The sequence below is a fragment of the Priestia sp. FSL R5-0597 genome, assembly GCF_038006305.1.
Classification (GTDB): domain Bacteria; phylum Bacillota; class Bacilli; order Bacillales; family Bacillaceae_H; genus Priestia; species Priestia zanthoxyli.
Genome location: NZ_JBBOUZ010000001.1, coordinates 3,415,789 through 3,433,608, shown reverse-complemented (window position 1 = coordinate 3,433,608; position 17,820 = coordinate 3,415,789). Strand labels below are relative to the sequence as shown.

22 protein-coding genes and 1 pseudogene are annotated in these 17,820 nt (G+C 37.6%); 15 read left to right on the top strand and 8 right to left on the bottom strand.

Features of this window, described 5'->3' with window-relative positions; all coding sequences use genetic code 11:
• Window positions 1-105: 105 nt before the first annotated feature.
• Entirely contained in the window at window positions 106-759 is a 654-nt protein-coding gene (locus MKX72_RS17970; protein WP_014458934.1) for a M23 family metallopeptidase, read from the bottom strand.
• A gap of 725 nt (window positions 760-1,484) precedes the next feature.
• Between MKX72_RS17970 and MKX72_RS17965 the strand changes: the two genes are divergently transcribed.
• The 8 genes and pseudogenes from MKX72_RS17965 (at window position 1,485) to MKX72_RS17930 (ending at window position 6,386) form a co-directional block, all read left to right on the top strand.
• Window positions 1,485-1,790 (top strand): hypothetical protein, encoded by a 306-nt coding sequence (locus MKX72_RS17965; RefSeq protein ID WP_155007785.1) that lies wholly within the window; start codon window positions 1,485-1,487, stop codon window positions 1,788-1,790.
• A gap of 183 nt (window positions 1,791-1,973) precedes the next feature.
• Window positions 1,974-2,435, top strand: a complete 462-nt coding sequence (locus tag MKX72_RS17960; RefSeq protein ID WP_155007786.1) for a hypothetical protein — start codon at window positions 1,974-1,976, stop codon at window positions 2,433-2,435.
• 189 nt (window positions 2,436-2,624) lie between these two features.
• Window positions 2,625-3,143 (top strand): MepB family protein, encoded by a 519-nt coding sequence (locus tag MKX72_RS17955; RefSeq protein WP_155007787.1) that lies wholly within the window; start codon window positions 2,625-2,627, stop codon window positions 3,141-3,143.
• Window positions 3,144-3,466: 323 nt separating this feature from the next.
• Complete coding sequence (locus tag MKX72_RS17950; protein ID WP_155007788.1) at window positions 3,467-4,060, top strand: YdeI/OmpD-associated family protein; 594 nt, start codon at window positions 3,467-3,469, stop codon at window positions 4,058-4,060.
• A gap of 142 nt (window positions 4,061-4,202) precedes the next feature.
• Window positions 4,203-4,574, top strand: coding sequence for an iron chaperone (locus MKX72_RS17945; RefSeq protein WP_155007789.1), 372 nt, complete (start codon window positions 4,203-4,205; stop codon window positions 4,572-4,574).
• A 40-nt stretch (window positions 4,575-4,614) separates the two neighbouring features.
• Entirely contained in the window at window positions 4,615-5,322 is a 708-nt protein-coding gene (locus MKX72_RS17940) for a DNA alkylation repair protein (RefSeq protein ID WP_155007790.1), read from the top strand.
• 162 nt (window positions 5,323-5,484) lie between these two features.
• Window positions 5,485-5,777: pseudogene (locus MKX72_RS17935) on the top strand (RNA polymerase alpha subunit C-terminal domain-containing protein).
• 123 nt (window positions 5,778-5,900) lie between these two features.
• On the top strand, window positions 5,901-6,386 hold the full coding sequence (locus tag MKX72_RS17930) for a tetratricopeptide repeat protein (RefSeq protein WP_155007791.1): 486 nt from the start codon (window positions 5,901-5,903) through the stop codon (window positions 6,384-6,386).
• Window positions 6,387-6,648: 262 nt separating this feature from the next.
• Here MKX72_RS17930 and MKX72_RS17925 read toward each other — a convergent pair whose 3' ends face one another.
• Window positions 6,649-6,837 carry a hypothetical protein gene (locus tag MKX72_RS17925; RefSeq protein WP_014458940.1) on the bottom strand — a complete coding sequence of 63 codons (189 nt, stop codon included), beginning with the start codon at window positions 6,835-6,837 and terminating at the stop codon, window positions 6,649-6,651.
• A 512-nt stretch (window positions 6,838-7,349) separates the two neighbouring features.
• On the opposite strand from MKX72_RS17925, the gene MKX72_RS17920 reads away from it, so the two are divergent.
• From MKX72_RS17920 to MKX72_RS17910, 3 genes are all read left to right on the top strand, one after another.
• Window positions 7,350-7,577 carry a hypothetical protein gene (locus tag MKX72_RS17920; protein WP_155007792.1) on the top strand — a complete coding sequence of 76 codons (228 nt, stop codon included), beginning with the start codon at window positions 7,350-7,352 and terminating at the stop codon, window positions 7,575-7,577.
• A 68-nt stretch (window positions 7,578-7,645) separates the two neighbouring features.
• Window positions 7,646-8,494: a sialate O-acetylesterase gene (locus tag MKX72_RS17915; protein WP_155008238.1), complete on the top strand. Its 849-nt coding sequence runs from the start codon at window positions 7,646-7,648 to the stop codon at window positions 8,492-8,494.
• Between the two features lie 143 nt (window positions 8,495-8,637).
• Window positions 8,638-8,895, top strand: coding sequence for a hypothetical protein (locus MKX72_RS17910; RefSeq protein ID WP_141541615.1), 258 nt, complete (start codon window positions 8,638-8,640; stop codon window positions 8,893-8,895).
• A gap of 52 nt (window positions 8,896-8,947) precedes the next feature.
• Here MKX72_RS17910 and MKX72_RS17905 read toward each other — a convergent pair whose 3' ends face one another.
• Window positions 8,948-10,123, bottom strand: coding sequence for a NupC/NupG family nucleoside CNT transporter (locus MKX72_RS17905; RefSeq protein ID WP_098113255.1), 1,176 nt, complete (start codon window positions 10,121-10,123; stop codon window positions 8,948-8,950).
• 467 nt (window positions 10,124-10,590) lie between these two features.
• Here MKX72_RS17905 and MKX72_RS17900 point away from each other — a divergent pair, with 467 nt between their 5' ends.
• Together MKX72_RS17900 and MKX72_RS17895 are read left to right on the top strand one after the other, a co-directional pair.
• Window positions 10,591-10,797 carry a hypothetical protein gene (locus MKX72_RS17900; RefSeq protein WP_098626343.1) on the top strand — a complete coding sequence of 69 codons (207 nt, stop codon included), beginning with the start codon at window positions 10,591-10,593 and terminating at the stop codon, window positions 10,795-10,797.
• Between the two features lie 54 nt (window positions 10,798-10,851).
• Window positions 10,852-11,523 (top strand): MOSC domain-containing protein, encoded by a 672-nt coding sequence (locus MKX72_RS17895; protein ID WP_098626345.1) that lies wholly within the window; start codon window positions 10,852-10,854, stop codon window positions 11,521-11,523.
• A 57-nt stretch (window positions 11,524-11,580) separates the two neighbouring features.
• Here MKX72_RS17895 and MKX72_RS17890 read toward each other — a convergent pair whose 3' ends face one another.
• From MKX72_RS17890 to MKX72_RS17880, 3 genes are all read right to left on the bottom strand, one after another.
• A complete protein-coding gene (locus MKX72_RS17890; protein WP_098626347.1) occupies window positions 11,581-12,423 on the bottom strand; it encodes a C40 family peptidase in 843 nt (280 codons plus the stop codon).
• A gap of 304 nt (window positions 12,424-12,727) precedes the next feature.
• Window positions 12,728-14,152 (bottom strand): NAD-dependent succinate-semialdehyde dehydrogenase, encoded by a 1,425-nt coding sequence (locus MKX72_RS17885; RefSeq protein WP_155007793.1) that lies wholly within the window; start codon window positions 14,150-14,152, stop codon window positions 12,728-12,730.
• 29 nt (window positions 14,153-14,181) lie between these two features.
• Window positions 14,182-15,042, bottom strand: coding sequence for a LysR family transcriptional regulator (locus MKX72_RS17880; protein WP_034267104.1), 861 nt, complete (start codon window positions 15,040-15,042; stop codon window positions 14,182-14,184).
• 338 nt (window positions 15,043-15,380) lie between these two features.
• On the opposite strand from MKX72_RS17880, the gene MKX72_RS17875 reads away from it, so the two are divergent.
• Window positions 15,381-16,295, top strand: coding sequence for a DMT family transporter (locus MKX72_RS17875; RefSeq protein ID WP_034267101.1), 915 nt, complete (start codon window positions 15,381-15,383; stop codon window positions 16,293-16,295).
• A gap of 47 nt (window positions 16,296-16,342) precedes the next feature.
• Here MKX72_RS17875 and MKX72_RS17870 read toward each other — a convergent pair whose 3' ends face one another.
• The gene (locus MKX72_RS17870) at window positions 16,343-16,993 is read right to left on the bottom strand and encodes a DUF975 family protein (RefSeq protein ID WP_034267099.1); all 651 of its coding nucleotides are present in this window, start codon (window positions 16,991-16,993) and stop codon (window positions 16,343-16,345) included.
• Between the two features lie 192 nt (window positions 16,994-17,185).
• Between MKX72_RS17870 and MKX72_RS17865 the strand changes: the two genes are divergently transcribed.
• Window positions 17,186-17,539 (top strand): DUF4181 domain-containing protein, encoded by a 354-nt coding sequence (locus tag MKX72_RS17865; RefSeq protein WP_049165850.1) that lies wholly within the window; start codon window positions 17,186-17,188, stop codon window positions 17,537-17,539.
• On the opposite strand, the gene MKX72_RS17860 is transcribed toward MKX72_RS17865, so the two are convergent.
• Window positions 17,514-17,696: a hypothetical protein gene (locus tag MKX72_RS17860; protein ID WP_155007794.1), complete on the bottom strand. Its 183-nt coding sequence runs from the start codon at window positions 17,694-17,696 to the stop codon at window positions 17,514-17,516. The two genes, MKX72_RS17865 and MKX72_RS17860, sit on opposite strands and share 26 nt — an antisense overlap.
• Window positions 17,697-17,820 lie beyond the last annotated feature (124 nt).

The window sequence follows — 17,820 nt, the reverse complement described above, 5'->3', positions numbered from 1 at the left end:
CCTTAGAAGTATACCTTATAAAGAGAACATACATACTAGACTTGAGTCAATAACTTGGACACAAAAAAACTGTCTCAAATAAGACAGTCTAAAAACGAACCTCTATTAGAAAATAGGTAAATTATCTTCAGTCGATGATTGATAGCCATCACCTAAAATCCAAATTTGCTGATTATCTGGTGCGGAGTTCTTAGTGTATAAGACACTTTTTGGTGAAAGCACAGTGCTAGCTGTACCTGCTTTGATAATGTTAGAACTTGAACCTAAAGTTGGAGAGTATTGATAGTTTACAGTATCTGTATCAATTTCAAAATGTAAGTGTGCTCCTGTAGAATACTTTCCTGTGTTTCCGTAAATACCTAAAGACGTATCTTTTGTGACGCTTTGACCTTTTGCTACTTTTATTGATGCGAGGTGATTATAACGAATTACAATGTCTTTGGTCGCTTTTGTACTATGAATGTATGCTTGAGGATATTTTACTATAATCGTATTACCTAGAACCCCATCATATCCAGTGGCTAAAACTTTCCCTTTACCACTTGCCCAAACTGTACGATTACTTGTTGCTGAGACTAAATCCCAACCGTAATGTTTGAAGCCAAACTTTTGTTGGTATTTAGTATTGAGGTATCCGGCTGTAATTCGTGCATTATTAATTGGTTGAATTAACTTTTGCGAAGCCGCCTCTGCAAACGTTGGTAAAGCTATTCCCATAGAAAAAACAAATAATGTAACTAAACTAAGTATTTTTTTCATATTACCCTCCTTTTTTGTCTATATTATCATATAAATGTAATAAAAAATCCAAATTTACCAAAAAATAATATTTTACATTAAAGATACAATCTATATACAGCTATGTATTCATGTAGTGACCTTGGTTTAACTATGATTAAAGAAAATCAATATTCTGAAAGGAAGCTATATATTTTTTCTAATAGATACAATTATTGTGCTAGAATCAAACAACTCATGTTTTATAAAACATGAGTTGTTGTTTAACTAATTTTTTCTACAATTATATAATGTTTATTAATAGTACCTGTAGAACAATGTCCAACAATTGAAATATTCTTTATTATAGATTCGACGTTATTCATAGAAATAATTTGGAAAACTTTATAGTTTTCATTGAAAAAAGAACATTTGTTCCTATATAATATAGAGAACGAATGTTCTTTTTTGTAGGTTCTTTGAATCTAGTATGAGTAGCTATCAAACAGAGTCATTATATGTACCGACATGAAGACATTCCTTGCTTTGTTTTGTTTCTCTATATTAAATGCAAACGTTGAAGAAGAGGAGAAAATGAGATTGTTGGAGGATATTGTAATCAGCGTAAAAGAAGCCCATGCGCTTGCCAAAACGATTGTTTAAATTTGGCTTTCCCTTCAAGAACACCCAACTATACCATCATCTTAAAGAGAAAAGATAACCAAGATATAAATTATATAAAATTAGTTTTCTAAGGAGAAATAACATTGAACTCTACACTCAATAATTCAGAAGATATAAAAAGGGAAGAAGGACAAAAGCAGCTGCTTGAAAAAAGTCTTCAAGCTCATAGAAATAAAAAATGGATAATCAACTTTACTTGTACTATATCTTTTCTTTTAGCAGTATTATGTTTTTGCTTCCAAGTGCCAGAGGCTATAATTATTACTGTTATCTTACTGTTCATATGTGTAACTTTCCAAACCGCACATAAAATGTTAGATAGAAAAATAGAGCTGCGCTTGAAACGTATAAAGCAGGATCATAGAAAGACCATATTCAAGATAAAATAAATCCTAACTTCCTGCCTATATTTTTCTAAAGTTTAGACAATCTTGCCGCGAACCAATAACGCGTCATTTTTTTGCCTGTTAGTTTAAAGTTAAAGGTTTTTGAATAGATGTAATCCAAGAATGAACGCTTTTTTACTTGTTATTGAACTCACTCGATGCTTTAGTTTAAAAAAGGAGGGTTTTATGAATTACTCTAAACTGCTTCAATATCAAGGCTGTATTTATTTAAACTCTATATTTGAACCTGAGGATAACGCGTTAATAGTGGATATTGAACGTTGCAAAGTTAATGGAAATGCAGCTGAAGAGATAACAGGAGAAAGCACTTCTTCTTCGTATGCCTCTATTGATGTGGATTACGCACTCCCTATAATTCGACTTACATTTGATTGGTACATTGCATACTCTGTTAGAAACGAAAGTTTTACTGTAATAGATGAATATGAAATGTATACAGGAAGCGCTTTTGCAGTTTATTCAAAGTCCAGATATCTAGATTTTATCGAAATTGGTACCATAGCTGACGATATACACCCTGGCCCGTTTAAACACTATGGAATACATGCTTTAAATCATATAATTGATGTGGTTTCAACTGAACCTCCAAGTATTTCAGTAATACAAAGAGATCGCGAACCAAAGTGAAAAAATGAGGTTAATATGTAGCACATTAACTATATTAAGAGGGGAGTAACGCTTAAGGAATCAAGAGGTGTTACGAGACGAGGATAGCTTTGCTATATCATTTGGAATATTTAAGACGCGATTCGAGGAAAGAAATACAAACCACGTATTATTAATTGAAGAGGGCTATAAACATAAGGGGTAAAAACAATGGAATTTTATGAGGCGTTAACCTATGTAAATGAGAATTTTTATAAACCCAATCACTTCGCTATAAAAGCTATTCGAGAAGAAGCTCAAAATTCAGATTATGGCGCTGGTATCTTTCAGTTAAATTCAAAATCTGTACGATTTAGGGTGGCGAAAACTACACCTAATAAGGTAGGACAGTTTGTATCCTTTTGGGAAAAAGATGCGACTCATAAAAACCAGGCCTTTTCGGATGGAAAAGCTACCGATCTATTAGTTATTAATACCTTCACTAGTACAAATAGATTTGGACAGTTCATTTTTCCAAAAGAAATTCTTTTAAAACAAAAAATCCTTGAAACGGCTACCACAAAAGGTAAGATGGCAATTAGAGTGTATCCGATATGGGATAAACCAACTAGCAAACAAGCTATTGAAACACAAAAATGGCAATTAGAATATTTTGTTGAGACGAACGATGCGAACAATTTCCCCCGTCAAAAATTCTTAAAGCTATACTTCGAGAGTCCCAACGATTAAAGTCTTACATACAAATAAACAAGTTTACCTTACGTACTATAAGAGAGGCCAATGCGTAACAAAGACAGGATTCATTCAGTTTGTTGATTCTCTTGGTAATTTATTTACCTTCATGGATCACATGCGGTTAAGTGAACCAATCGATGTCCGCTTTGTATAGTGAGCAAACATACTTAAAATGTTTATAATTTTAATAACTATCAAGTCAATTGAAGAAGGGCATTTCCTACATTTGAAGAATAGTAACACCATTAAATGAATTGACGGCTGACTATATCATTGCGAGAGCCACAGATTAAAAAATTGAATAGGAGTGTTCCTTGATGACAAATAGCAAAATGAATCCTAAGGTCGATGAATTTTTAACTAAAGCTAAAAAGTGGAAAGAAGAATATGAGACGTTGAGAAAGATTGTTCTTGACTGTGAGTTGACCGAAGATTTTAAGTGGATGAATCCTTGTTATACGTTTGAGAAAAAAAACATTGTTTTAATACATGGATTTAAAGAATACTGTGCGCTGCTGTTTCCTAAAGGTTCTCTGCTACAAGATTCTCATGGTATTTTAATCCAACAAACGGAGAATGTACAAGGGGCGCGACAAATTCGGTTTACCAATGTGCAAGAAATAATTGAAAAGGAAGCCATCTTAAAAGCTTATATTTATGAGGCTATTGAGGTGGAAAAAGCCGGATTAAAAGTCAAAGTTAAAAAGCCTGAAGAACTCATTATTCCTGAAGAGCTACAGTATAAATTTGATGAAATACCTGCTTTAGAAACTGCTTTTACTACATTGACTCCAGGACGGCAAAGAGCATATATTCTTCATTTTTCTGCGGCCAAACAATCTAAGACTCGAGCATCAAGAGTTGAAAAATGCATTCCAAACATTCTTAATGGAAAAGGATTAAATGATTAGTACATTTTATTTAAAACATGGCCAATATAAATTGTTAATGTATTTGAGTTAAAAATGAAATAAGGTTAAGTGAACTGACTGGTGTTCCATTTGTATAAAAGTAGAGTAGATTAAAAAATTTTTTATTTGAGGAGAAGATGCTATGGAAGTTTTTGCAGAATATTTAGCGCGTATAGATAGCCCTGCCCACCGTGACCGAATGGAGGAGGTTTTGGCTTGGGTTGCTAATACTTTCCCGAATTTGGAACCACAAATGAAATGGAATACGCCAATGTTTACTGATCATGGAACATTTATCATCGGCTTTGCCTCAGCGAAACATCATTTGAGCGTTTCACCTGAAGAAACAGGCATGGCGCACTTTAATCATGACATTGATCAGGCTGGATACAGCGCTACCAAAGGTCTGTTTCGAATTTTATGGACTGAGCGGGTAAACTATGAATTACTTAAGAAAATAATCGAGTTTAATATGTTAGATAAGAAAGACTGTTCAACTTTTTGGCGTAAATAAAAAGCAGATTATGAACGGAGAAGAAGGAGGGTACAGAACGGTGGACTTTGAAATGGTTATGAAAGAACTTGAAGCGCTTGGCACAGAACGAATTAAAAAGACTTACATAAACAATGGTGCATACGATCCACTTTTTGGAGTAGCAACAGGAAAAATGAAGCCGATTGCAAAGAAAATCAAGAAAAATCAGGCTTTAGCCGAGCAGCTTTATGCGTCTGGAAATTACGATGCTATGTATTTTGCTGGTATCATTGCAGACCCAACAGAGATGACTGCGGAGGATTTTGAGCGTTGGATTGATAAAGCGTATTTCTACATGCTATCCGATTATGTAGTTGCAGTAACTTTGTCAGAAACCGATTTTGCGCAAGTTGTTGCTGATAAATGGGTGGCAAGCGGTGAAGAATTGAAAATGTCGGCAGGTTGGAGTTGCTACTGCTGGCTTTTGGGTAATCGTCCTGACGATGAATTTAGCACAAGCAAGATTGCCGATATGCTTAATCAAGTGAAAAATACGATTCACGATTCTCCAGATCGAACGAAATCGGCTATGAATAATTTTATCTATACAGTCGGTGTTTCATATTTGCCACTTCATGAAAAGGCCCTTGAAACGGCAAAGACAGTAGGTCCAGTCGAAGTTAAGAAGGATAAGAAAAAAAGTAGTATTCTTCTTGCGTCTGAAAACATTCAAAAGGATATAGATAGAGGACGACTTGGTTTCAAACGCAAACATGTAAGGTGTTAGCATAATTTGTAATGGAGCTGCACTACCTGAAACGAGACTCATAAGTATTTAATGATAATTAGCTTACTATACGCATGATGTTTTGTTTCTCCATAAATCATCCATTGAAGAAGTGGCAGGGGATAAAAGCTAAAAAACTCTTGTGAAATGGAGAGAATAAAAATGAAAATCCAAAAGGGAAATCTAAGAATCTGTCATAAAGGACACAAATATTATAAAAGCAGTAACTGTCCGACCTGCCCAACCTGTGAGCAAGAACGAAAACCTGACAATGGATTTCTTTCCGTGCTATCAGCACCAGCAAGACGAGCATTGGAAAACAAGGGGATAACTTCTTTGCAGCAGCTATCAACATTTAGTGAAAAAGAGATATTACAATTTCATGGTATGGGCCAGCTTCTTTACCTAAACTTAGAGAAGCTTTAAAGAACAATGGGTTAGCCTTTAAAAATTAAACATCAAGGATAGTTAAAGCAAGAAATAGATCTGGATAAAGTGTATGAATACGCTGAATTTCCGGATATGGAAGGGTGTTAAGAGATAAATAGGGGGAAAAAGAAGGGCTGGAGATTTAGATAATGAATAACAAACTAGATAAAGCATTAGCGTTACGAAAGAATGGAAATCACAAAGAATCTAACGAATTGCTAAGTGAATTAGTTAAGGAATGTCCAGACAATGCTTTATATAACTATCAATGTGCTTGGAGCTTTGACGTATTAGGAGAAGAAGAAAAGGCAGTGCCCTTTTACGAAAATGCCATAAAGATAGGATTACCTCCTAAAGATATGGAAGGTGCAGTATTAGGATTGGGCAGCACATATAGAGCCTTGGGGGAGTATGAAAAGTCAAAAGAGACATTTTTAAAAGGAATAGAATTATTCCCAGATAATCATGTAATTAAAGTGTTTTATTCTATGACCTTATACAATTTAAAAGAGCATAGCAAAGCGATGGAACTGATACTGAAATGCTTACTAAATACGACAAATGACAATGAAATACTAAGTTATAAAAGAGCCTTACATTTCTATTCAGATAAACTTGATCAGACTTGGAAGTAGCTTGTAAAATTCACTGCATATAAGTTCTTTTCCTGAAACGAGGAGAGGACTTTTTTGTAACAATATTGGCAGGCTTCCTTTGATAAAATGACTTTTAAAATGATAGACTGTGAAGAAATACATTTAAACTATAGGAGGCTTTGTTGAACAAGAAAGCCCTTACATATTATATATGTCTAATATGTAAGGAGCCCTATACGAATTACGTTTGAAATAGGAGATTCCTGCTTTGGATCTTGCGCTTCTTTTTTTGTTGAAGCACTTATGTTTGTACAACCCTATCCTTACTAAACTCTTCTTCAATTAGCTTATCCATGAGAAAATGATAAAAAACGTGATAATTTGTTTTAGTTAGTTTGTCCAGTTCCTGGTGAGTGATGATATTATGTTGGATGAGTAAACCTATAGCAGCTGATATACAATTTACTTTTAAATCTTCTTCCCCTAACATATAAATCACCTTCCCTTATTTACTAAGTAACCCATTCTATATAATAGGCATACTTAAGACACGGACTGATATAAGCTCTTTTCTCAAATTATGGATCTCGTGCTGATAAAAAATGATCATAAAATATTCTCAACACTTTTTGATGCATACTGTTATCTTTATATACTTTGCTTTTTTTTCCTGCAAAAAAAACAAAATGATTTCAAATTTCCCTTATTATGGAATAATTCATTTATTTTTGACAGTTAGGGGAGCTTCTGAACGTTCAGTATGTATTTAAATGCCAACACTAAAAACTTATGAACGCCATCCAAGGAAAGCGAATAATGGAATTTATTTTAATTGGTTCCTATTATTTCTCTTATGTAAATACGAAATAAATGTGGTTTTCCTGTAGGTGAAAAAGGGGATTTTAACCATGTTATAAACCTCCCTGTAGGTAATTATTAAATTATATAGGGAAATTTACATTTCAATAAAATACTGTTATTACAAGTTAGTGAGGTAGAAGTATGGAAGAAAACAATAGTGAAAATTTAAAATCGGAAATTATAAAAAAGCACGAGGTATTATTTGCAAAGAGATTGAAGCTTGAGAGTGAAGCAAGCCGTTTGATGTTAGAAATCAATTTATTGGATGCACGGAATACTCTTGATAAAGTAAGTCAGTTAAACCAACAGATAGATGATATAACCTCTGAAATGGATTATTTGAAACAAGCTCTTGAAGCCATTAATTAATTCTATAAGTATAAGCACGAGCAAATTAGAAAAAAGTGATCAACATGGAAGAGAAAGAAGGTATTTCTATGAAATCTATATTATTAATTGGACAATCAAATATGGCAGGCAGAGGATTTATTGAGGATGTACCGCCGATTTATAATGAGCATATACATATGTTGAGAAACGGTAGATGGCAAACGATGGCAGAACCACTTAATTTTGATCGTCACATATCTGGTGTTGGGCCGGCAGCCTCTTTTGCCCAAGCTTGGACAGAGGATCATCCGGGCGAGTCCATTGGGTTAATACCATGTGCCGAGGGAGGAAGCTCAATTGATGAGTGGACAATTGACGGACTATTAACCAGACACGCGATTTCTGAAGCAAAATTCGCAATGGAAACAAGTGAGTTAGTGGGAATTCTGTGGCATCAAGGAGAAAGCGACAGTTACGGAGAACGTTATAAGACGTATGAAGATAAACTGCTTTCATTATTTAAACACTTGAGAGAAGAATTGAATGCACCAGATATCCCGATTATTATTGGTGAGTTGGGACATTACCTTGGAGACGTCGGATTTGGAAAAAGCGCCGTAGAATATAAACAAATAAACGAGATATTATCTAAAGTTGCTCATACTGAAAAAAATTGTTATTTTGTAACATCAAAAGACTTAACAGCAAATCCAGATGGCATTCATATTGATGCCGTCTCTCAAAGAAAGTTTGGATTAAGATACTATGAGGCTTTTTCAAAACAAAAGCATGTTTTAGATGTTTTGGACGTTGAGCATGAATGGATTGAAAAGGAAGCAAAGCGTGAACTAACTAAAAATGAACGTATATTTGTTGAAAGTATGAAGCTTGCCTTGGGACAAGTAAGTTTTGAGGAGTTTTCTCTTAATATCTCTATTATTAATGAAAGTAAGTAAACCAGAATTAAAAGGTTGAGGCAGGTTACAGGATAAATCCAACAGAAAGCTTGTAGTATTGCTGAAGAAGGAGAAAAGCAATGAAAAAAGCTCTCATTTTTTGTTCAGTCCTTATACTCCTACTCGTAGGAGCAGGAATGTACATGAATCATTCTAAAGAAAAACAAATGGAGCAAAAACAATATGATCAAATGTTCCATAAGGCAGAGGAGGCAGCCGTTACATATTTTAAAGAAAAGAGACATAAAGACCTGGTGGTGAAAAAGGCAGATTTTGCGGACCGTGGTTTTGATTATATAGAGGTAACGGGAAAGGTGAAAGAAGGCGAATCGAAGCAATACGTAGTAAACGTCAGCTACAATGATAACTACCGCGTTACTTCTATTGTAGATATGGATTAAAAACAGATAGAAAATGCTAAAAAAGCACTCACCACAAGTGAGTGCTTTCTCATTAAATAAACAATCCAACCATAATACCTGTTAAAATCGATCCCATTGTCGCTACTAACAGCATCTTCAAGCCGAACTTTGCAACGCGTGAAGCTTGTTCGCCGTTGATTGCTTGGATCGTACCAAGAACGATACCAATTGAGCTGAAGTTTGCAAATGAGATTAAGTAAGCTGATACGATACCAATCGTTTTTTCAGAAAGGTGAGGCATCATTTTTTGGAAGTCAAGCATGGCAACGAATTCGTTTGCTACTACTTTTGTTCCCATTACGCCGCCCGCTCTCATCAGTTCGTCTGCCGGGATACCCATGATAAAGGCAATTGGGTAGAAGATATAACCTAAAATATCTTGAACCGTTAATCCGATTACGCCGTTTAATACGTAGTTCACTAATGCTAAAAGACCAACGTATGTAACAAGCATCGCTGCTACGATTAACGCAACGCGTCCGCCGTCTAGGGCACCGTCACCGATTGCTTCAAACAGCGTGCCTTGTTTAGCAGGCGCTTTGATATCGACTTCGTTTTCATCTTCTACTTTTACTGGTGCAACGATAGAAGAAACGATTAAGCCAGAGAATACGTTTAGCGGAAGGGCAATTAATACGTATTCAGCCGGAATCATCTGCATGTACGCGCCTAGAATCGAACAAGAAACGGATACTAAAGACGTTGTTGTAACGATAAATAAACGGTTTGGTGTTAAACCTCCGATGTGGTTTTTCACCGCAATTAGCGCCGTTGTATCACCAAAAATCATTGCGTTCACGGCTGTGAAGCTTTCAATTTGGGGAAGTCCGGTAATTTTTGAAACAAGTCCTCCGATATATTTGATCCCAAAGGGTAAAATACGAGAGTAGTTTAAAATACTTAATAATGCTGAAACGAATACAATCATAACTAACGTTTGGATAAAGAAAATGCCTTTTCCTGCAAGATCTCCAAACACGAACGAAATTCCGTCGTTACCAAATGATAAGATCTTTGTAAATACACTTGTGATAAAGTCAAGCACCTTGCGACCAATCGATGTATTCATCATAAAAGCAGAGATAGCAAGCTGGATGACAAGCATAACTGCGATGCCTTTATAGTTGATAAGTTTCCTGTCGTTTGACATGAGGAATGCAACTGCTAAGATAATTACAATCCCGATAATTCCCATTAAAATTGACATTTACTTTTCTCCTTACATGTATCCTATATTTATAAAAGAGGGACGTGCATAGAAATGACTATATAAATCGGCCTCTATTTTATACAAAAACGGAACTTCTACGCCAATTTTGTTAAAAATGGGCAAAATTTTTTAGGCCATTATAAAAAATGACGTAATTGTAAAATAATATTTACTATGTGCTAATATGTAAAAAAACATGCGGAACTGACATAATAACTTATATTTCGACAGCCTCTACTATCTTAAATCATTTTGAACAAAAGAAAAAGGGGAAATGAAGATATTTTTAATATAATTGTGAAATATTTTTAAAAATTTATGATACTTCCGGTTCTTGGAATTCTAATATGAGAAGTAAAAAAGAGACAAAATGACCTATAATACGTCGTTTGAGAGAAATGTTTCCTTTTTAATGGTAGAATATTCATGAGGAATGACAAAGTAGTTGTATAAAGGCGTTAGCAATGAATAGTATTCAAACATTTTTTTCAAAGCATCCCAAATGGTCGTATACCGGAAATTTTGTGGTAACACTGGCGTGCGTAGCGATGTTTCCATCTTTGTTTATGCCGACCGTTCCAGGAGTGCTGCTTGGATTTGTCGCAGCTACCGCTATTAATTATGCATTAGGACTTAAGTGGAAGCCGCTGAGAGAGCTAACAAGTAAATAAAATGCTCTATAAATGTGGTAAACTAGTAAAAATGATAAAAGAGGTGTAAACATAATGACAACACCCGAGAGAAAGCTGATTCATTTAGCAACCGGCATGCCCGAACAAATGGCATACGGCTCTGACAAAGAAATGCGGACAGGTATATGCAAAAAGCAAGTAGACGAAACGTTTTTAGCAAAAGAAGGGTTTCAAGGCGACGGCGTAGCTGACTTAAGGTATCACGGCGGACCGGATCGTGCGGTGTGCGTGTATCCGTATGAGCACTACAAAAAATGGAACGAAGAGTTTGATACGGAGCTGCCAATGTCTGCGTTTGGAGAAAATCTTGTCTTAGCGGGCATGGTTGAAAAAGACGTATGTATTGGAGACGTTTATCAAGTGGGAGACGCCGTTATTCAAGTGACGCAAGGGCGAAACCCATGTGACACGATTACAAAGAGAACAGGCGTTAAAGGTCTTTTAAAACGAATGATTGAGACAAGCTATACCGGCTACCTTTGCCGCGTGCTGAAAGAAGGCACAATTACGAAAGACGCGGAAGTGAAATTAATTCAAGCCCATCCAGACCAAGTATCCGTTTGGTTCACGCTTGATTTATATTTCCATCATTCAAAAGATGTAGAAGGGATGAAGCGAGCGTTAGAAGTTTCTGAACTTGCGGAAGACTGGAAAAATAAATTTCAAACGCGGATTGAAAAGGCTCTTTCTGTCGCGCAGCGATAAAAAGTAAATGCCCTCCAATCGTTAGAACGTATCTAACGATTGGAGGGCATTTTTTTCTTAGAAGCGTCCGTATCCTAAGAAATGATCTTGATAGTAAGAAACATCTAGGTCAGCTACTGCTACACCGTGTGAACCAGCATGAATCATTTGGCCGTTTCCGATGTAGATTCCCATGTGAGATGGGCCGCTTGTGTATGTGTTTTGGAAGAATACTAGATCGCCTGGTTGTGGAGACGAAATTTTTGTCGCCATGTTCCAGTAGTTGGCTACGCTTGTACGTGAAATGCTGTGACCGCTATGGTTGAACACGTATGCGATAAAGCCTGAGCAGTCAAATCCGCTTGGTGTGTTTCCTGCCCATTGGTAAGGTGATCCTACTAAACTACGTGCAACATTTACTGTGCTTCCAGAAGCCGTGCTTGTTGTTGGAGCAGGTGCTGGTGTGCTAGTTTCTTTTGCTGCTGATGTAGTTGCAGATGCTGTAGAAGTAGAAGGAGTTGATGTGCTTACACCTTTTACTTGGCTTGCGCTAGGTTTACCTGATGCAATTGTTACGTAGCTTGAGCTTTTTGAAATCCATTTGTTTGGTGCAATTTCAACTAAGCCGTTTGCTTCTTTTAAAATAGCAAACTCTTGACCTTGTGTTGCAGTTCCAACAACTGGAGATGAAAAGCTAGCTCCTTGACGAATATTTAACGCACTCACGTTTACGATGACTTTTTGATTAGTAGTAGTTGCTTGTTGTTGAGGTACGCTTGGCGTTACCTTTTCTTGTACGGGTGCTGGTGCAGCGCCTCCGTCATTTGCACTTGCTGAAGTTGTGCTAAATGTTAGGGCAGCGGGAACAAGTAATGCTGCTAACCCCATATTCATAACTGTACGATTTGCTTTCTTTAGCATGTTCTTTCTCCCTTTCCATAACTTGTTTTATTCACAACTGTGAGTCTATCAATCCTGACAGGAAAAGTAAACATCTAATTCCAAATTACGACATTTTGTAACATAGTTTTAATATTAAAGGGCGATATAAGTAGAATTGTCACCATCTCTGTAATAATTCTGACAATTCATCTAGGTAGAAATGTTTAGGAGATTCATAGATTTATTAGAAAATATGTAAGGAGGATGGAATTTTTCCGTTTTTCCGTTAAAAAAGAGGGTGCAAAATAAAAACCAGCAGCTAAATAGCTGCTGGTTTTTAGGGTTATAGTCCCATTGAAATATATTTCACTTCTAAATAGTCTTCGATGCCGTAATGACTTCCTTCACGGCCAAGACCGCTTTCTTTGAAGCCGCCGAACGGAGCCTGTGCGGCTGATGGAGAGCCGTCGTTTACCCCAACAATTCCGTATTCTAATTCTTCAGAGATATACGTTGCTTCTTTGATGTTTTCTGTGAAAACGTATGCCGCCAAGCCGTAAGGGCTGTTGTTTGCTCGTTCGATCGCTTCATCAATTGTTTTAAATGTAGCGACAGGAGCCAGAGGGCCAAACGTTTCATCAAACATACAGTTCATGTCATCAGTTACATTTGTTAAAATAGTCGGTTCCATAAAAAATCCGTTTTCCGTTGTCACAGCTTGTCCGCCGAGAACAATTTCAGCGCCTTTTGCTTTGGCATCTTCAATTTGTTTTTGCACTTTTTCAACAGCTTTTTCATTGATAAGAGGGCCTACGTCCGTGTCTTTTTCCAAGCCGTTTCCTACTTTTAGCTCAGCTGTTTTTTCTTTGAATTTTTCAACAAAAGCTGCTTCAATCGATTCGTGCACGTAAATACGGTTTGTACAAATACACGTCTGGCCGGCATTAATAAATTTAGATGCGACTGCGCCTTCAACGGTTGCGTCAAGATCAGCGTGTTTTGTGACGATGAACGGGGCATGTCCGCCAAGTTCAAGCGATAATTTTTTGACCGTATCCGCTGCGCCGCGCATTAAATGTTTTCCGACAGCCGTTGAACCTGTGAATGTTAGCTTGCGGATGCGTCCGTCTTTTTGCCACGTATCACCGATTGCCGCTGCGTCTCCTGTTACAACATTTAGTACACCTTTTGGTACGCCGGCTTCTTCTGCCAGTTCAGTCAAGCGAAAAGCGGTAAACGGCGTTTCTTCAGATGGTTTTAACACGATTGTACAGCCTGCAGCAAGAGCCGGAGCTACTTTACGTGTAATCATGGCTGCCGGGAAGTTCCACGGTGTAATCGCTGCAACGACGCCAACCGGCTGTTTTTTTACAGTGATGCGCTTGTTTTCGTAAGGTGCTGGAATCGTTTCTCCGTAGATGCGTTTTCCTTCTTCAGCAAACCAAGCGATATAGTCATTTCCGTATTGAATTTCGCCTTTTGCTTCTTCAACCGGCTTTCCTTGTTCCGTTGTCATAATTTCAGCTAATTCATCTTGATGCTGTTCAATGAGCTGATGCCACTTCATTAAAATGGTACTGCGTTCTTGCGCCGTTTTTTTCGACCACGTTTTAAAAGCTGTCGCCGCGGCATCAGCAGCCGCTGCGGCTTCTTTTTCTCCGCCTTTTGGAATATGGCCAATCACTTCTTTTGTTGCGGGATTTACTACGTCAATTGTGTCTTCAGTCGTTTTCCATTCTCCGTTAATATACAATTTATTTGGGTACATGATGTGTCCTCCTTAGATGTTTTAATTAGTTAAGATGGAATAAAAGAAATAAACTTTTTAGCCGCGGGGGACAAATAGCTGTTTTCTTTCCATGCGATGCCAATTGTCCTCATGCAGTAGGGCTGAATGACTTTAATCAGTTTGAACGTCGTTTTGTCGAGCGAATGGAGGTCCGGCGTCAGCGTAATGCCAAAACCTGTAGAGACGCACGCTAAAATAGAAGAAAGCTCTTCACCTTCAAAAATGACGCGCGGAGTAAAACCGGCTTGTTCGCAAAACGTATCCATCAGCGTACGAAGCCCATAGCCTGCTTTATAAGTGACAAAGTGCTCATCTTTTAACGACTTTAAATCAAGCTGATCATACTTAGCTAAAGCGTGATTCCGTGAAACCACGATAAAAAGTTCTTCTTTATAAACGGGTTCAACGTTTATCAGTTTGTCCTCGATCGGAATTAACGATACAAAGCCAATATCTGCTTCGCCGGACTGCAGCATACGGATAATGCCGTTTGAGCCCGTTTGAGTTAAGCGGTAATCAATGTGAGGGTATTCAGTCTGAAAAGAGTGAATAAGCCCCACCACAAAATCCGATTGAACAAATGCAATCGATAAATGTCCGTATTCAGGATCTGTAAAGTCCTGTAATTCTTGTTTTCCTATTTCAATTTCTTTTAACGCATTTTCCACACGATGAAGAAAAATTTCTCCGTATTTCGTGAGCTTGATATTTCGTCCGATACGTTCAAACAAAGGAACTTCGAGCTCTGCTTCGAGTTTGGCAATCGACCTGCTAAGAGCCGGCTGCGAAATTGCTGCTTGCTCGGCTGCTTTAGAATAGTGCTGAATGCGCGCTAGCGTCTGAAAATACTTTAGCTGGTGCCACTCCATAAAACGACTCCTTTAAGCTTTTCTTTGTCATCTGCCTATTTAGCTTATCTACTTTTTTATATTAAATCTATTACCACTTAGTTATTAAAACTATGCATGAAGGTTATAGATAAAAAACGATATCGTCATTGGGAATCCACGTTATCTTTTTCTGGATTAGCTTATAAATAAGAAAGATAAGCTTTCATAAAAGAAAAGAACAAAATCATTATTTATAACTACTATGCATCGATTACATAAAAAACATGCAATTGAAGCGAGTAAAAAAGAGGCGTAGTATACAAGGAGGAATGAACGCGTGAGTCATTTACATTCATATATGTAGGAGTGGTTGTTGTATGAAACAGTCATCATCTTTTATTAACGGGATTCTTTTAGCTGCTCTTGTACTGATTTGGGGATTAACGTGGCCGGTATCGAAGCTGGCGCTTGGGTATTCATCGCCCATTTTGTTATCTGGCGTGAGGTCATTACTTGCAGGAATCGTATTATTAGCAGTTGCACTGCCACGATATAAACGGCTTCACTGGAAGCAGAACTGGCATAAATACATGGTATCAGGTTTATTTAATGCCATCTTATTCTACGGACTGCAAACGCTCGGACTTATGTTTATGCCAGCGGGTGTCTTCAGCGTGATTGTCTACTTGCAGCCCGTGCTTATTGGCATCATTGCATGGCTATGGATTGGAGAAAGCATGAACGCTGTGAAAGTAGGGGGCTTGCTTCTTGGGTTTGTGGGCGTAGCCACTATCAGCATGGGGGAATTATCTGCTAATGCTTCAGCCGTTGGAATTATTCTTGCTGTCCTTACAGCGCTGAGCTGGGCGATTGGAACGGTCTATATCAAACGTATTAGCGACAGCGTAGACGGCATTTGGCTTATTACCATTCAAAGTCTTGTCGGCGGAGTGGTTATGACAGCGACAGGCAGTGGAGTAGAAGGGTGGTCTCATATGGTGTGGAATTCATCATCTGTGCTGCTGCTTTTATTTTTAGCACTGTTTTCCGTTGCCGTTGCGTGGCTTATTTATTTTCATTTAATCAGCCACGGAGATGCCAGCAAAGTGGCGTCGTTTAATTTTCTTGTTCCGATTATTTCAATTGTCATTGGAACACTCTTTTTAGACGAACCGTTTACATCGTCACTTCTTGTAGGGTTAGCGCTTATTATTATCAGTATTTATTTAGTGAATAAAAAAGCGAAGAATAAAAAGGCAAGACCTTCTGCTGGAGGAGACCAGGCAGCTTGAAATCACCCATAAAAAACCGTATTCGCAACTCGAATACGGTTTTTCTTCTATTCAGCAACTTCTGTTTCATTTGCTTTTAGCTTTTCATAGAATACGCCAAGCGAAGTCGTTACATACGGAACAAGCCATAATAACCCGATGCCAAGCGTAATCAAGCTTAAAATTCCCCAGCCGATAAAGCTTAAAACGAGTAAAAAGTAGGTCCACTTGTAGCCGTTCATTAACCGTCTGCTTTCAGTAATAGACTGGTTCACCGAATAATCTGGGTTATCGCGGAATACGTAGTAAGCCTGTGAATAGGCAAGGCTTTTGATGATGCCGGGAATGATTAGTAAAATACTCCACAGCACGGTATAAATAATCGTTAGCAAGTAAAGTCCGAGGGTTCTAAAGTATAATCCCGCAGATGAAAACGAATCAAACACGTTTCCTACACGTACACTTTCTCCTCGCACCAGACGCAATAGTACCCAGTAGTAAGAAAAAAAGAGCGGTACGAGCAGCAGAGATACAATATTAGCTAAGGTAGACTGTGAGTATTCGGTTTCAGACCCGCTTGGAAATCCGTTAACAAGAAAGTCAATAAGTCCTGGAATACCGGCAGCAATTAGGTACGTAACGAACGTAAGCAGTACGGCGAATCCCCAGCGGTTTTTCAGCGCTGTGAGTGCACCTTGCTTCACTTCTTTTATTCTCATAACTTGATGTCCCCCTCTAGGTGAGTTTATACAGAGAATTTAACCTGTACATTAGTCAATATATTAGCGATTTTTAAATATATGAATGCTTGCACTAATAAGTTGGATAAAGTTTTTTAGAGACTTGAAATTTATGGAAAGTCCTTTAAAATGGAAGTATAAGGATATTTTAAGTCGGAAGGAGGGACGGAAATGACGCTTGTGTATTTGCTGATTCTGGCAGTCGTTTATATCTTTCTGGATCTTGCCATGCGAAAGAAGCTGAATACAAAGATGAAAAAAAGCTATTGGAGAAGCTTTAAAGGAAGGCGTCCGCTGTTTATCACACTTGAAATGGTGATGCTTGCTGCGTTTGTAGTGCTGATCTTTGTTATACCTCCAGCCTATACCTCCGTTTTTATGTTTCTTTTCTTTTTTTTCCTGTACGTAATTCGAGGATTTGAAGAATGGAAGTTTGAAAGAAAACAAAAAGAGCACTATCACTCGTGGTTTGGTGCAACTTTTTTCTTGTTTGGGACGTTTATACTACTGATGACAGATATGTAAAACAAAATTGTGAAACGACGAAACGAACCGCGGTTGATTTCCGTGCAAGACTTCGCTTTCCGCGGGCGGCCGGTGAGCCTCCTCGTCGCGTACGCTCCTGCGGGGTCTCACTTGTTCCGTTTTTCCCGCAGGAGTCTTCGTCTTGCCCTCCAATCAACCATTAGAAGCACCTACATATATGAAACAAACCTACATGCACCATATCCATAAAAAAATCCGAACGAATTGGATTCTGCATCAAGAATCAAGTTCGTTCGAATTTTTCTTCAATTAAATAAACT

Excerpts from the sequence above, each read along its gene's own strand:
- MKX72_RS17970 (WP_014458934.1), bottom strand. The coding sequence starts at position 759 with ATGAAAAAAATACTTAGTTTAGTTACATTATTTGTTTTTTCTATGGGA.
- MKX72_RS17960 (WP_155007786.1), top strand. The coding sequence starts at position 1,974 with ATGAATTACTCTAAACTGCTTCAATATCAAGGCTGTATTTATTTAAAC.
- MKX72_RS17955 (WP_155007787.1), top strand. The coding sequence starts at position 2,625 with ATGGAATTTTATGAGGCGTTAACCTATGTAAATGAGAATTTTTATAAA.
- MKX72_RS17950 (WP_155007788.1), top strand. The coding sequence starts at position 3,467 with ATGACAAATAGCAAAATGAATCCTAAGGTCGATGAATTTTTAACTAAA.
- MKX72_RS17945 (WP_155007789.1), top strand. The coding sequence starts at position 4,203 with ATGGAAGTTTTTGCAGAATATTTAGCGCGTATAGATAGCCCTGCCCAC.
- MKX72_RS17930 (WP_155007791.1), top strand. The coding sequence starts at position 5,901 with ATGAATAACAAACTAGATAAAGCATTAGCGTTACGAAAGAATGGAAAT.
- MKX72_RS17925 (WP_014458940.1), bottom strand. The coding sequence starts at position 6,837 with ATGTTAGGGGAAGAAGATTTAAAAGTAAATTGTATATCAGCTGCTATA.
- MKX72_RS17920 (WP_155007792.1), top strand. The coding sequence starts at position 7,350 with ATGGAAGAAAACAATAGTGAAAATTTAAAATCGGAAATTATAAAAAAG.
- MKX72_RS17915 (WP_155008238.1), top strand. The coding sequence starts at position 7,646 with ATGAAATCTATATTATTAATTGGACAATCAAATATGGCAGGCAGAGGA.
- MKX72_RS17910 (WP_141541615.1), top strand. The coding sequence starts at position 8,638 with ATGAATCATTCTAAAGAAAAACAAATGGAGCAAAAACAATATGATCAA.
- MKX72_RS17905 (WP_098113255.1), bottom strand. The coding sequence starts at position 10,123 with ATGTCAATTTTAATGGGAATTATCGGGATTGTAATTATCTTAGCAGTT.
- MKX72_RS17900 (WP_098626343.1), top strand. The coding sequence starts at position 10,591 with ATGAATAGTATTCAAACATTTTTTTCAAAGCATCCCAAATGGTCGTAT.
- MKX72_RS17895 (WP_098626345.1), top strand. The coding sequence starts at position 10,852 with ATGACAACACCCGAGAGAAAGCTGATTCATTTAGCAACCGGCATGCCC.
- MKX72_RS17890 (WP_098626347.1), bottom strand. The coding sequence starts at position 12,423 with ATGCTAAAGAAAGCAAATCGTACAGTTATGAATATGGGGTTAGCAGCA.
- MKX72_RS17885 (WP_155007793.1), bottom strand. The coding sequence starts at position 14,152 with ATGTACCCAAATAAATTGTATATTAACGGAGAATGGAAAACGACTGAA.
- MKX72_RS17880 (WP_034267104.1), bottom strand. The coding sequence starts at position 15,042 with ATGGAGTGGCACCAGCTAAAGTATTTTCAGACGCTAGCGCGCATTCAG.
- MKX72_RS17875 (WP_034267101.1), top strand. The coding sequence starts at position 15,381 with ATGAAACAGTCATCATCTTTTATTAACGGGATTCTTTTAGCTGCTCTT.
- MKX72_RS17870 (WP_034267099.1), bottom strand. The coding sequence starts at position 16,993 with ATGAGAATAAAAGAAGTGAAGCAAGGTGCACTCACAGCGCTGAAAAAC.
- MKX72_RS17865 (WP_049165850.1), top strand. The coding sequence starts at position 17,186 with ATGACGCTTGTGTATTTGCTGATTCTGGCAGTCGTTTATATCTTTCTG.